This is a genomic window from Pseudodonghicola flavimaris (genome assembly GCF_030164425.1).
GTDB classification, from domain to species: Bacteria; Pseudomonadota; Alphaproteobacteria; order Rhodobacterales; family Rhodobacteraceae; genus Pseudodonghicola; species Pseudodonghicola flavimaris.
Genome location: NZ_JASNJD010000007.1, coordinates 1 through 13,025 on the forward strand (window position 1 = coordinate 1; position 13,025 = coordinate 13,025).

The 13,025-nt window shown below is 66.2% G+C and carries 12 protein-coding genes; 5 read left to right on the forward strand and 7 right to left on the reverse strand.

All coding sequences use genetic code 11. The annotated features are described in order from the left end of the window. The 4 genes from QO033_RS10875 to QO033_RS10890 form a co-directional block, all read right to left on the reverse strand. Nucleotides 1-877 (reverse strand): hypothetical protein (locus tag QO033_RS10875; RefSeq protein ID WP_284480997.1); only part of this gene is annotated, 877 nt, incomplete at its 3' end. A 716-nt stretch (nt 878-1,593) separates the two neighbouring features. Continuing rightward, nucleotides 1,594-2,829, reverse strand: a complete 1,236-nt coding sequence (locus QO033_RS10880; protein WP_284480998.1) for an NAD(P)/FAD-dependent oxidoreductase — start codon at nt 2,827-2,829, stop codon at nt 1,594-1,596. A 13-nt stretch (nt 2,830-2,842) separates the two neighbouring features. Further along, complete coding sequence (locus QO033_RS10885; RefSeq protein WP_284480999.1) at nt 2,843-3,190, reverse strand: RidA family protein; 348 nt, start codon at nt 3,188-3,190, stop codon at nt 2,843-2,845. Between the two features lie 100 nt (nt 3,191-3,290). Further along, nucleotides 3,291-4,025 carry a TetR/AcrR family transcriptional regulator gene (locus QO033_RS10890; RefSeq protein WP_284481000.1) on the reverse strand — a complete coding sequence of 245 codons (735 nt, stop codon included), beginning with the start codon at nt 4,023-4,025 and terminating at the stop codon, nt 3,291-3,293. Between the two features lie 215 nt (nt 4,026-4,240). On the opposite strand from QO033_RS10890, the gene QO033_RS10895 reads away from it, so the two are divergent. From QO033_RS10895 to QO033_RS10915, 5 genes are all read left to right on the forward strand, one after another. Beyond that, nucleotides 4,241-5,521 (forward strand): TRAP transporter large permease, encoded by a 1,281-nt coding sequence (locus QO033_RS10895; protein ID WP_284481001.1) that lies wholly within the window; start codon nt 4,241-4,243, stop codon nt 5,519-5,521. Between the two features lie 13 nt (nt 5,522-5,534). After that, complete coding sequence (locus tag QO033_RS10900; protein WP_284481002.1) at nt 5,535-6,080, forward strand: TRAP transporter small permease; 546 nt, start codon at nt 5,535-5,537, stop codon at nt 6,078-6,080. A gap of 37 nt (nt 6,081-6,117) precedes the next feature. Then, nucleotides 6,118-7,104, forward strand: a complete 987-nt coding sequence (locus tag QO033_RS10905; RefSeq protein WP_284481003.1) for a TRAP transporter substrate-binding protein — start codon at nt 6,118-6,120, stop codon at nt 7,102-7,104. A gap of 133 nt (nt 7,105-7,237) precedes the next feature. Further along, nucleotides 7,238-8,731, forward strand: coding sequence for an amidohydrolase family protein (locus tag QO033_RS10910; RefSeq protein ID WP_284481004.1), 1,494 nt, complete (start codon nt 7,238-7,240; stop codon nt 8,729-8,731). Further along, nucleotides 8,728-9,657 (forward strand): CobW family GTP-binding protein, encoded by a 930-nt coding sequence (locus QO033_RS10915; protein ID WP_284481005.1) that lies wholly within the window; start codon nt 8,728-8,730, stop codon nt 9,655-9,657. The genes QO033_RS10910 and QO033_RS10915 overlap by 4 nt, the downstream gene beginning before the upstream one ends. A 4-nt stretch (nt 9,658-9,661) precedes the next feature. Here the strand turns inward: QO033_RS10915 and QO033_RS10920 are convergent, their stop codons facing one another. The 3 genes from QO033_RS10920 to QO033_RS10930 are packed head-to-tail and all read right to left on the reverse strand — an operon-like array spanning nt 9,662 to nt 12,952. Then, nucleotides 9,662-10,375 carry a DUF1028 domain-containing protein gene (locus QO033_RS10920; RefSeq protein WP_284481006.1) on the reverse strand — a complete coding sequence of 238 codons (714 nt, stop codon included), beginning with the start codon at nt 10,373-10,375 and terminating at the stop codon, nt 9,662-9,664. A 12-nt stretch (nt 10,376-10,387) separates the two neighbouring features. Next, a complete protein-coding gene (locus QO033_RS10925; protein WP_284481007.1) occupies nt 10,388-12,181 on the reverse strand; it encodes a gamma-glutamyltransferase family protein in 1,794 nt (597 codons plus the stop codon). Nucleotides 12,182-12,211: 30 nt separating this feature from the next. Next, on the reverse strand, nt 12,212-12,952 hold the full coding sequence (locus QO033_RS10930; RefSeq protein ID WP_284481008.1) for a GntR family transcriptional regulator: 741 nt from the start codon (nt 12,950-12,952) through the stop codon (nt 12,212-12,214). Nucleotides 12,953-13,025: the final 73 nt, after the last annotated feature.

A 13,025-nucleotide genomic window follows, 5' to 3' on the forward strand; every position in this document is an offset into this window, starting at 1 on the left:
CGTTGTCATCGGCATCGAGCAGCTTGATGACCACGCCGGCCCAGCCGGGATCGCCGGCATCGCGCACGCCGTCACCGTCCAGATCCTCGAACTTGACGCCGGAGATGTCGAATTTCTCGAAATTCCCGAAATCGTAGCTTTCGACCGAGCCGAGCTCATAGCCATTCGCGCCCTCGACGATGACGTAGCTGCTGCCGACGTCTTCGCGCACGACCGCATCGGGATCGTCCCATTCGTCCTGAGTGATCGCCGAGATGGTCCAGCTGCCGTCCGCGGCGGTGAGGGCGGATTTCTCATCGGCATCGAAGACGCCGTCATTGTCGGCGTCGATGAAGATGCGGATGCCCGCCAGACCGGGATCGCTTGCGTCCTGGCTGCCGTCGCCATCCTGGTCGATGTATTTAACCCCGGAGATTTCATAGAGCTTGGGCGAGGTGCCGACCTGTTTGTCGGACCCGCCACCATCGCCGTCGCCATCGCCGTCGGCATCCGGGCCGATCGACTGGATCCGGACCCCGAACTGCTGTTCCGCGAAATCGTTCAGCGACAGGTCGCGCAGCGAACTGGAAATCGTCAGCGTCACGGTGGCGTAATCGTCATGCAGGTCGGGCGGCGCATCCAGCGTTATCCCGTAGTCGAAGCCGCCGCCTTCGATCGGCAGCGGGTTCAGGCCGGGATCGACCGAGTCATCGCCGCTTTCGATGGATTCGATCGGGTCATGACCGTCCTCCAGAGCGCCGGTGATCGAAAGTGTCCCCAGCAATTCTTCGTTCACGTCGAAGTAGAGCCGGCTGAAATCGCCGATGTCAGCGCCACCGACTCCCACCTGGGTGAATTCCATGGTGATCGACCCATCTGGATTTTCAGTCAGGGTCACGATTGTATCAATGGTGCTGCCGGCGACGGCCTGAGAAAGCGTAAAAGAAAACGAGGACATGACTAAAACTCCGGATTGGGCTGTGAAAACAGATCAATCGATTTCAGCCTGCGTCTGGGGAGTGTGAGATTGTTGCGTTTCCTGTGCAGGGAACCGCTGGGGCTCTGTGACCCCGGTCTCATTGCCAGTGCCTCTTGGTGTCATGTGCCGTGACGCGGGCGCACCGGTTCCGCCGTTAATTCAGGAACAGGGAGCGCACAAAAATTATACTTTTGGTAAAAATAATGTCAAGTTTTAGGGGGTTACGCTGCGGTGCAGTAACAGTCATAGGTTGAATATGCTGGGGCGGGGCGTTTGCTCCTATTGTCCTGCGCGGGATTTATTCATGAACGGGGCCGGGGTAACACCTGCGCTGGTTCGACAATGCCGCGAAGTGATTTTCTTTTTTTCGCAGTCCTTTCGGTCCTGCCCGAAGAAACCGGTTTGGGGGTGGTATTTCCAGGGAGGTGGATCCGGATGACCGCCCGGGGCACTCGCGTTTGCAGATAGTTCGGGTAGCCGGGAAAAAAGCCGGCGCTGGAGTGCAGCATGGGGATTTCCCGCATTGTGGGCGGTAAGGAGGCGGCGAATCGCACCTGTCCCCGGGGGCCCATCGGGGAGGCGGCGCACCCGAATGCTGAGGGGATGCCGCCGCCGACGGGCCGAGCGCAGCCGGTTCAGTGGATCGCCTGGTCCGGGTGCAAAGCGCTTGCCAGATCTGAGGGGACGCCGGCCATCGTCTCGGCCAGCAGCTCCGCGGTCACCGGCCCGAGGGTGAACCCCTGATGGCCGTGGCCGAAATGAACCCAGAGGCCGGGAGTGCGCCGCAGCTCTCCCAGCACCGGCAGCATCCCGGGCAGGCAGGGCCGGGTGCCGACCCAGGGGGTCGCCTCCACTGCGTCCCCCAGATCGAACATCCGCCGGGCCCGCGCTTCGGCACGGGCGATCTGACTGCGGTTGACCGGTGCCGACATCGGCACCAGTTCGGCGCCGGTGGCGATACGCAGTCCGGCCCGCATCGGCGACATCACAGAGGATACGGTCGTGTCCATCAGCGGCAGGTTCAGCGTGGGGGCGCCCCGCAGATGCAGGTGATAGCCGCGCTTGGCCACCGTCGGTGCGCGGTAGCCGAAGCGTTTGAGCAGCGCCGGCGTCCAGGGGCCGAGCGCCAGCACCACCCGCGCCGCCTCGATCGGACCGTCGGGGCCGGTCACCCGCCAGCCGGCGCCGGCGCGGGTCAGGCTCTCGGCCTCGGCGCGGGTCACCTGACCGCCACGTCGGGCGAAGAGATCGGCGTAGCCGGCGACCAGCGCGCCGGGATCGCTGCAGGCCCAGCAATCGGTCCATTCGATGGCGCCGGGATAGCGCAGCCGCAGACCCGGTTCGGCCCGCGCCAGCGCCGCCCCGTCGAGCAGCCTGAGCCCGCGGTCATAGCTCTTTGCCAGCCGTTCGGCCTCCGGACGGGCGGCGTCGAAGGCACGCGCGGTCTCGAAGGCCACACGGAAACCATGCGGTCGCATCAGGGCGGCGGCACCGGATGCCGCGACCAGCGGTTCGTGTGCGGCGATGGCGCGGGCGGTCAACCGGGCATAGACGGCGGAGATCGCCCGATGCCGCGCGGTGCGGGAGTTGTTGAGGTAGCGCAGCAGCGCCCCCGCCTGGCCGAGCACCCCGGCGGCGGTCAGCCGCACCGCATTCTCCGCCCCCAGCGCCAGACGCAGCAAGGTCAGGGGATTTGTCGGCAGACCATAGGGTTCGGCGGCCTCGCCCTGGATCACCCCGGCGTTGCCGTAGCTGGTTTCCTGTCCCGGCGCGCGGCGGTCGGCGAGGACCACGTCATGACCCCGTGCCTGCAACGCCAGAGCCGTCGCGGTGCCGACCATGCCGGCGCCGAGAACCAGAATTTCGGCCATCTTCCCGCCGCTCTCAGGACAGATCGGCGATGACGGTGATTTCGACCCGGGCCTCCGGCAGTGCCAGACCGGAGATCACGGTGGTCCGCACCGGCAGCGGATCGCTGAAGAATTCGCTGTAGGCGGCATTGAAGGCGGCGAAATCGGCGGCGTCGGTCAGATAGCAGGTGCAGCTGATCACCTTGCTGAGGTCGAGCCCTTGCGCCTTCAGCGTCTCGGCGATGCGCGACAGGGCCAGCCGGGTCTGGGATTGCACATCGCCGGTCACCCGGCCATCGGCATCGAAGCCCAGTTCGCCGGAGAGATAGAGCGTATCGCCCAGGCGGCGGGTCTTGGAAAAGGGCAGGGCGGGGATGGACATGGGAGGACTCCTTTTGGTTCCCGGCAGCACGGCCGGACCTCATCAGGTTAATTGAACGCCGTCCAATAACGCAAGAATTATCCGCTGTTCAATAGATTCGTCAGCCTTCGTGCCCGGGTTTGCGGCTGCGCGCCGAGAGGCCCTCGATCAAAGTGTCGACAAGCATCCGGAACCCGGTGTCGAGCGGCGCTTCCGATCCGTTCTTCCAGCGGGTGACGAAAGCCCGGTTGCGCATCTTCGGATAGAGCGCGGTCAGATGCGGGTATTCCTCGGGCGACAGGGCGTTCATCTTCTCGTCGAGGCTCTGTTCCCATTCCTCCTTGGAATCCGGGGCACCGCCCAGTTCCATGGTGGTGAAGCCGACGGCGCCGCCGACCAGTGCGTTGAAGGCATCGATGGCCTCCTCGCCTTCGAGCCCGCCTTGATGCAGCGCGTCCAGGATGATCTCGACCCAGGGCGCGTTCGGGGCGCCGTTGGAGCGCATCTGAGCCCCGATCATCGGCGCCACATGCGGATGCGCGTGCATCCGGGCGCGGTAACGGTCGAACAGGTCGCGCAGCGTGTCGCGCCAGTCGTCGCTGACCTCGTCGCGGGTCATCAGATCGGCCATCACGCCGCCGCAAATCTCGCTGAAGAGATCGGATTTCGAACCGCCGATGTGCCAGTAGATGGCCGCCGGATAGACCTTGAGCCGGCGACCGAGATCCCGGATCGAGAAGCTGTTCAGCCCGTTTTCGTCGATCATCTGAATCGCCTCGGCGACGATCTTTTCCTTCGTCAGGCCGATGGCCGCTGCCCGCCCGAGGGGCTGTTTGGTCTTTTTCGCGCCGCCCATCTTTTCACCCTTCCGCTGCGTCCCGTCCGGCGGGACGGAACCAGAGTCGAAATAATTCACCACCGGACAATTGACAGGTGAATGATTTGTTGATCACTGTACAATTAATCGAGACGCAGACCCGGTCCCGCACAGACATGCTCCGCATGTTATAGCGGCCGGGCGGCAAAAAACACAACGCGGGCCGCGGCCTGCCCAAGGACAGGACCGATCTCTTGCCCGTTGTCGTCATCTCCGTTTTCTCTCTGGCGCTGCTGATCGGGGGCGCGGTGCTGTCCCATATCATCGGCACTGCCTCGATCCTGTCGTTCATCGCGCTGGGGCGGGATCGGTTCCTGGCCGCCGCGCCGCAACGCATTCTCGCCAACATTGACCTGTTCTCGCTGATGTCCATGCCGCTGTTTATCCTCGCCGGCGAGATCATGAACCGCGCGGGAGTGACGCAGGCGTTGCTGGATCTCGCCTCGGCGATGATGGCGCGGTTGCGGGGCGGGCTGGGCCATGTGAACGTGCTGACCTCGGTGTTCTTCGCCGGCATCTCGGGATCGGCGGTGGCCGATGCGGCCTCGGTCTCCAACACGCTGGTGCCGGCGATGCGGAAATCCGGCTATCCGATGGCCTATGCCTGCGCGATCACCGCCGCCTCCTCGGTGATCGGGCCGATCATCCCGCCGTCGATCACGCTGATCTTCTATGGCGCGCTGATGCAGACCTCGGTCACCGCGCTGTTCATCGCCGGCATCGTGCCGGGGCTGCTGATGGCCTTGGTTCTGTTCGGGCTCAACGCCTATATGGCGCGCCGCCACGATCACCCGCGCGGTGAACGGGTGGCGTTCGGGGTGTTCCTGCGCCGGGTCTGGGTGGCGGCGCCGGCGATGCTGATCCCGGCCATCATCATGGGCGGCATCGTCTTCGGCATCATGACCCCGACCGAGGCCGCCGCCGTCGCCGTGCTCTGTGCCATCGTCGCCGGGCTGATCTACCGGCAGATGTCGATCGAGGTGATCTTCCAGTCGCTCTATCGCACCGCCGTCATGTCGGGGTCGATCTTCATCCTGCTGGCGGCGGTGGCGATCTTCGGCTACCTCGCGGGGATCGAACAATTGCCGCGCGCGATCTCCGGGCTGATCACCGATCTGGGGCTGGACGGCTGGCGCTATCTGCTGCTGTTGAACCTGATATTCCTGGTGTTCGGCACCTTCCTCGACGTGCCGGTGGCGCTGGCGCTGTTCGTGCCGCTGCTGGTGCCGCCCGCGATCGAGATGGGGGTGGACCCGGTTCATATGGGCATCGTTATCCTCGTCAACCTGATGCTGGGGATCGTCACCCCGCCGCTGGGGGCGGCGCTCCTCGTGGTGTCGACGGTGACCAAGGTGAATTACTGGACCATCGCCCGCGCCGTGCTGCCGTTCCTGCTGGTGCAGATCGCGCTTCTGATGCTGCTGACCTTCGTGCCGGCACTGTCCACCGCGCTGCCGCGCGCCTTCGGATACTGAGAGGAGAGAGCGGATGAGAATATTCGCCAGGCTGTTCGAGGCGCTCTACGCGCTCACCCGTGGGGTCAATACCGTCGCCGGCATCTTCGCGGTGATCTGTTTTGGCGCCATGCTGCTGGTGGTGTTGCTGCAGGTGGTAGCGCGCTATGTCTTCGCCGCACCGCCGTTCTGGACCGAGGAGCTGGCCCGCTGGCTGATGGTCTGGGGCGGCATGATAGGGGCGACGGTAGCCTTTCACACCCATACCGATCCGTCGCTGGTGACGCCACGGCCCGACAGTCAGGCCCGCACCGCCATCCGCGCGGTGGCGCGGGCGGTGGCGGCCTGGGGTTTCTTCCTGCCGGTGCTGCTCTATTCCTACCCCTTCGTGCTGCGGCAGGTCGGGCGCACGTCCGAGGGGCTGGGGATCTCGACCGCCTTCATGTCGGTGGCGCTGCCGGTGGCCTGCGTCATCATCTGCCTGCATGCGGTCTCCGGCATCGGCATCTTGTTTTCCGCCCGGGTCCGCGCCCGCGAGGCGGCGACGCTGACCGAGATCGTCACCGCCGAACCCGCCTGATCCATCACAACAACACCATCCAACAGAGGACCTTTTCATGACCCTTCGTCTGCCCATTGCCGCGGCCCTCGTGGCGCTTGCCGGCACCCCCGTCTTCGCCCAGAGCGTGACGCTGGCCGAGGATACCGTGCCGGATCTGAAGAACTCCGGCACCGCGCTCTGGTCGCATACCTTCATCGAGGCGCTGAAGGCCGATGGCTGGAGCACCGAGGTCTTCCCCTACAACACCATCGGCGGCGAGGATGAGCGGCTCGACCAGATCCGCTCCGGCATCCTCGACGTGTCGATGTCGGATTATCGCGTCGCGGTGGAGTTCAACCCCGAGATGCGGGTGCCGCAGTTGCCCTATCAGTTCCAGAACGAGGCACATTATACCCGGTTCATGGAGGAGTCCGGTTTCCTGGCCGGGGTCAACGAGACGCTGGTGCCGGAGGGGTTCCAGGTGCTCTCCAGCATCCCGCTGGGGCCCTTTGCCGGCCTCTTCAACAACAAGCATGCGGTGAAGACCGCCGCCGACATGTCGGACCTGCGGATGCGGGCGCTCGACACCATGCAGATGGATCTGTTCGGTGCCCTCGGGGCCTCCGGCGTGGTGGTGCCCTGGACCGAGGTGCCCAATGCGATCCAGACCGGCATCGCCGACGGCTACATCAACCCGGTGGGGGTGCCGGTGACCTTTGGTCAGGCCGATCTCTTCGACTATTTCACCGACTTCAAGGCGGCGCCGGGGGTGCGGATCTCCATCGCCTCCACCACTTGGCTCGACGGTTTGTCGGAGGCGGAAAAGGCCCAGGTCGCGGCGGCGGTGAAAGCCGCGGATGAGGCGGTGAAGGCCTGGCTTCCCGACGTCGACGAACGGCAGAAGGCAGAGGTGGCGGCCGCCGGCATAGCGGTCTATGAACCGACTGCTGCCGAACTGGCCACCTTCGCGGAGGCCGCCGCGCCGATTGCCGAGGCGGTCGACGGTGTCGCGCCGGAGCGGTTGAAAGCCATCCTTGAGGATATCAAGTCCTACGCGGAATGATCGGCGACCCGGTCCGGGGCGTCGCAGCCTGCTGACCCCGCGCGCCGGCGACCGGCGCGCGAACCCACTTCCCGGCCGGGCGCGAAGGCGCGCCCGTGTCGGATCCTCTCTTCGGATTATCAGGAGCATCCATATGTCCGCGCAATACGACATCGTGATCCGCAACGGCCGTGTCATGGACCCGGAAACGGGCCGTGACGAGGTGGCAGATGTGGCCATCAAGGGCGATACCATCGCCGCCATCGGCCAGGGGCTGGGGGCGGGCGAGACCGAGCTCGACGCCAGTGGCAAGATCGTCTGCCCCGGCTTCATCGACCTGCACGGTCACGGCCAGTCGATCCCGGCAGACCGGATGCAGGCCTTCGACGGGGTGACAACCTCGCTCGAACTCGAGGTTGGTGCCATGCCGGTCGGCCCCTGGTACGATCTGCAGGCGGAACGCGGACGGGTGCTGAACTATGGCGCCGCCGCCGCTTGGATCATCGCCCGCATGGCGGTGATGACCGATTTCCCGCTGGAGGAATGCGTGGAGCCGCTGATGGCGATGGGCAACGCCAGCAAGGACACCCGCTGGTCGACCGATGCAGCCACCAACGAACAGGCCCATGCGATCGCCGACATGGTCGCGGCGGAACTGGCCGACGGGGCGATCGGTGTCGGCATTCCCAACGGCTATGCCATGGGCACGGGCATCAAGGAACTGGTATGGGTCTGTGATGCGGCAAAGGCGGCCGATTGCGCCACCTTCACTCACGTTGCCTTTGCCCGCAACACCGATCCGCAATCGGCGGTCGAGGCCTATGTGCGCATCATCGGTCTGGCCGGGGCGACCGGCTGCGACATGCATATCTGCCACCTCAACTCGACCTCGCTGCTGGATATCGAACATGCAGTGACGGTGCTGAAGAAGGCGCAGGATCAGGGGCTGCCGGTCACGGTCGAGGCCTATCCCTATGGCACAGGTTCCACCGTCGCCTCGGCCTCCTTCCTGCGGTCGGAGAACTTCACCGATGTGACCGGCTCGCAATATTCCGACATCGAGACGGTGCGGAACCGCCGCCGCTTCACCTCGCGCGAGGACTTCCTTGAGGTCGGTGACGAAAGCCCGTCCGAGCTGATCATGTGGCACTTCCTCAATATTGCAGAAAAGCCGGAACATCAGGACCTGCTGGATATGTCGGTGACCTATCCGGGCGGCGCCATCGGCTCGGACGCGATGCCCTGGATCAAGCCGGACGGATCGCTCTACACCGGAGAGGAATGGCCGCTGCCCTCGGATGTCTCGGCACACCCGCGATCGGCCGGCTGTTTCACCAAGTTCATCCGCGACTATGTCCGCGAACGCCAGCTGGTGCCGCTGATGGAGGGCATCGCCAAATGCACCATCATCCCGGCCTCGGTGATCGAGAAGGGCACACCGCAGATCGCCCGCAAGGCGCGGCTGCAGGAGGGGATGGACGCCGATATCCTGGTCTTCGACCTCGAGCGGCTGACCGACAAGTCCGATTTCTCCAACATGGTGCAGCCCTCTGAGGGGGTGGAGCATCTGCTGGTCAATGGCGCACCGGTGATCCGCGACGGGCTGCTGGTGGAAGAGGCGCGGCCCGGGCGGGCGATCCGGCGATGAGCCTGCCGGTTCTGGTTCTGACCGGCGCCCTCGGCGCCGGCAAGACCACGCTGATCAACCGGCTACTGACCGGCGCCCACGGGCGCCGGATTGCCGCCATCGTCAACGATTTCGGCTCGATCAACATCGATGCGGAGCTGATCGCCGGCCAGACCGAGGAAATCCTCGGGCTGCGCAACGGCTGCATCTGCTGTTCGCTGCAGGGCGATTTGCTGCGCAGTCTCAAGACGCTTCTCGATCGCACACCGCTGCCGGAGCTGATCGTGGTGGAGGCCAGCGGCGTCTCCGATCCGGCGGGGATCATCGAGGCGCTCTACGATCCGGTGCTCTTCGGTCACGTCACGGTGGAGGCGGTGGTCTGCGTCGTCGACGCCCAGGCGATCACCGACGACGGGACGGTGACCCACGATCCCCTGTGGCAGGCGCAGGTGGCCGGCGCCGATCTGCTGGTGCTGTCGAAGGCCACGGGACTGAGCGAGGCGGAACGGACCCGGCTGCATGCGTTGATGGCGGCACAGGGCAAATCGCGGCTCTATGATCCCGACCGCGATGCGGAGGAGCTGGAGCTTCTGCTGCTGGCGCCGGAAACGGTGCAGAGCGGTGCCGCCGCGCGTCTCGCCGGGCTGCCGCGGGCGCCGGTCACGGCCGACCGCTTTGCCACGCTGGAATGGACCCGGGACGGGGCCCTGTCGATGCCGCGGTTCCAGCGGGCGATCCAGACGCTGGCGCCGGGGCTGCTGCGCGCCAAGGGGTTCATCGACAGCGTCGATCACCCCGGTACGCCGCTGCTGTTTCAGCTGGTCGGCCGTCGCGCCACGGTGGAGCGCGCCGATCCCGCCACCGCGCCGGGCTGTCGTCTGGTGCTGATCGGGCGGGCGGGGCTGTTCGATCCCGACGCCGCGCGCGCCCTGCTGGAGGGCTGCTGAGCCCTCAGCGCGCCTGCAGCTCGCGTTCCCGCGCGGCGATGGCGCGGTCGATCTCGGTGCGGTCGGTGGTGCCCGAGAAATTGTCGCGGGTGCCGAAGGCCCGCGAGAAGATCAGATAGCGCTCCGAGGCCACCTCCAGCAGCCGCTCCAGCTCGCTCAGCGGATCGGGGTGGTCGTCCGAGCGGATGTCGAGCCAGGGGTAATCCTGACCGTGATGGATGCGCAGGGCGGCGGACTGGCGGCCGCGCTTGTCGCCACCGGCGGCCTCACCGGCGCGCATCGCCAGCAGCAACCGCTCGGCAAATGGGCGGTCGGGATTGTCGAGATAACAGGCCAGCGTATCCTCGATCACCGCTGGTCCCGCCAGCATGTTGCCGGCGACCGAGATGCCCTCGGCGCAGCAGTGACCGGCCCAGTCGACACAGTCGGCGCCGGTGTGGGCGGCGATCCGGTTGTCGGCGTCGATCATATGCGCCTGCCGCTGCCGGTGACCGGTATCGCGAGCGATGAAATCGGCCAGAACGGTGGCTGCGCTTTCCCCCGCCTTCAGCCGCTCGGCCCCCTCGACGCCCCACATCGGGTTGACGAAGGCCTGGGTGGCGACGGCGCCGCTGGCGTGGAGATGGGGCACGACGGCGCCGACCGCGAAGAACCGGCTGGCGACGGCGATGCCCAGATGCCCGGTGGCGGGATCGCGCGCGACGATGGAATAGGTCATCCTCTGCTCCTCCTAGCGGCCGACGGCATAGGCCTGCATCAACCGCGGCGTGGCCGCGGCGCGCAGCAGCCCGTTGGGATCGCGGGCGGCGGCGGTCAGCCGGCCGATCGCCCAGGGGTCGGAGACATCGACATCGTGGCCACGCGCGCGCAGCTCGTCGATCACCTCGGCGCCGGCGGTGGGTTCGATCATCATCCGGCCGGGGGTCGCAACCCGCGGATAGAAGGAGCCGGTGAAGTGCTGCGAGTGGAACAGCGGCGCGTCGATCACCTCCTGCATGTTCTGCTGGCCGTGGACCAGGCGCAGGAAGAAGATCAGCTGCCACTGGTCCTGCTGGTCGCCGCCCGGGGTGCCGAAGGCCAGATGCGGCCGGCCGTCCTTCAGCGCCAGCGACGGGGTCAGCGTGGTGCGCGGGCGCCGGCCCGGGGCCAGGCTGGTGGGCAGGCCCTCGTCGAGCCAGAACATCTGCGCCCGGGAGTTCAGCGCGAAGCCGAGGCCGGGGATCACCGGCGAGGATTGCAGCCAGCCGCCGGAGGGCGTCGCCGAGACCATGTTGCCCCAGCGGTCGATGACGTCGATGTGAACGGTATCGCCGCGCCGGTTCGACAGATGCGCCATGGTCGGCTCGCCGGCATCGGCTCCCACGGCGACGCTGGCGGCACCGGCGGCGCGGTCGATGGCGGCCTGGGCCAGATGCTCCAGTCCCGGGATCAGCCCCGGTCGCTGCTCAAGCGAGGCCTCGGGGCCGATCAGCGCGCTGCGCGCGGCAGCGTAGTCGTCCGAGAGGAGTTGTGCCATCGGGATATCGGAGAACAGCGGATCGCCGTAATAGGCCTCGCGGTCTGCATAGCTGAGCTTGATGGCCTCGATCACCGTGTGGATGAAATCCGCCCCCATCAGCGGCATCCCGGCGATGCCGGCGTGCTTGAGCAGTTGCAGGCTCTGGAGCAGGACCGGGCCCTGACCCCAGGGGCCGGTCTTGCAGACGGTCCAGTTGCCATAGTCGAGGGTGAGGGCGTCTTCCCAGCTGGCGCTCCAGCCGGCCAGATCCTCGGCCGTCAGCACAGCGCGGCGCCGGGCGCCGGTGCCATCCATGACGCAGGCGTCCTTCAGGTAGGCCTCGATCGCCTCGGCGATGAAGCCGCGGTAGAAACAGTCGCGTGCCTTGTCGATCTGCGCCTCGCGGCCGGAGACGGTCTCCGCCTCGCGCAGAACGCGATCCCAGGTGTCGGCCAGCGCCGGGTTGCAGAACAGGCTGCCGGGGGCAGGGGCCTTGCCACCGGGCATCCAGGTCTCTGCCGAGCTCGGCCATTCCTGTGTGAACAACTCCTCCAAGCTCTCGATCGCGCCGGAGACCCGCTCCAGCACCGGATGACCATGGCGGGCATAGGAGATCGCCGGTTCCAGCACCTCGCGCAGGGACAGGGTGCCCTTGTCGCGCAGCATCAGCATCCAGGCGTCGAAGGCGCCGGGGATCACCGTGGCCAAGAGCCCGGAGCCCGGGATCAGCTCCAGCCCCTCGTCGCGGTATTTCGCGATCGTCGCCCCGGCCGGTGCCGTCCCCTGACCGCAGAGTACCTGAACCTTGTCATCCTTCGCAGTGTAGACGATGGCGGGCACCTCGCCGGCCGGACCGTTCAGATGCGGTTCGACCACCTGCAGCACGAAGCCCATGGCGACGGCGGCATCGAAGGCATTGCCGCCCTTTTCCAGCAGTCCGAAACCGACCGAGGAGGCCAGCCAGTGGGTGGAAGTGGCAACGCCGAAGGTGCCGGCGATCTCGGGGCGGGTGGTGAATGCGGCCATGTGGGCTCCCGTCTTGGTGGTCTTGTGGTCTTAGCGTTTGCGAAGGTCGGTAAAGACCGATGGGCCCACCGCGTGATAGAGCGACGGGGTCCAGCGGCTGAGGACATGGGCGAGGTGGGTGGAAATCGCCCGTTCGGCATGATCGGCATCGCCTGAGGTCAGCTCGGCCAGCAGCGCGCGGTGCTCTGCATCGACGCCGGCCTCCTGATAGAACTGGCGCGGCACCTCGACACTGCCGAGTGTGAAGCGGTGGATATGCAGCGCGCAGCGCAGCAGCAGCGGCGACAGCAGGTCCATGCCGGCGGCGGAGGCCAGCGCGCAGTGAAATGCGCGGTCGAGCTCGCTGCCCTGATAGAGGTCGTCCTTGCGATGCGCCTCTGCCATCTGCTCGATCACCTTGTCGAGCTGCGGCTGATGCGGGGTGAAGTCGATTTCGGCGATCTTGCGGGCGACGCCGCGTTCGATGGACAGCCGGATCCGCACCATCTCGACCGCTTCGCCAAGGCTGGTTTCGGTCACCCGGGTGCCACGATAGCCGGACCGCTTGACCAGCCCGTCGTCGTCGAGCCGCAGCAGCGCCTCGCGCACGGTGCCCTGACTGCACCCGAACCGCCCGGCCAGATCCTGTTCGAGAAGCTGTGCATCGGGCGGCAACTGCCGGAACAAGATCGCCCGTTTCAGGGCCAGATAGATCAGGTCCGACTTCTTTCCGCCCACATTGGGCAGGTCCGCAGTCAATTCCCTCAGGGCCGATTGAGTGATGGTTGACATATTTTCGAGCTTCCCTCTAGTATCAATATCGATAATGATAAAAGCTCAGGCTGTCTAGGCATTTGGGTAGGGA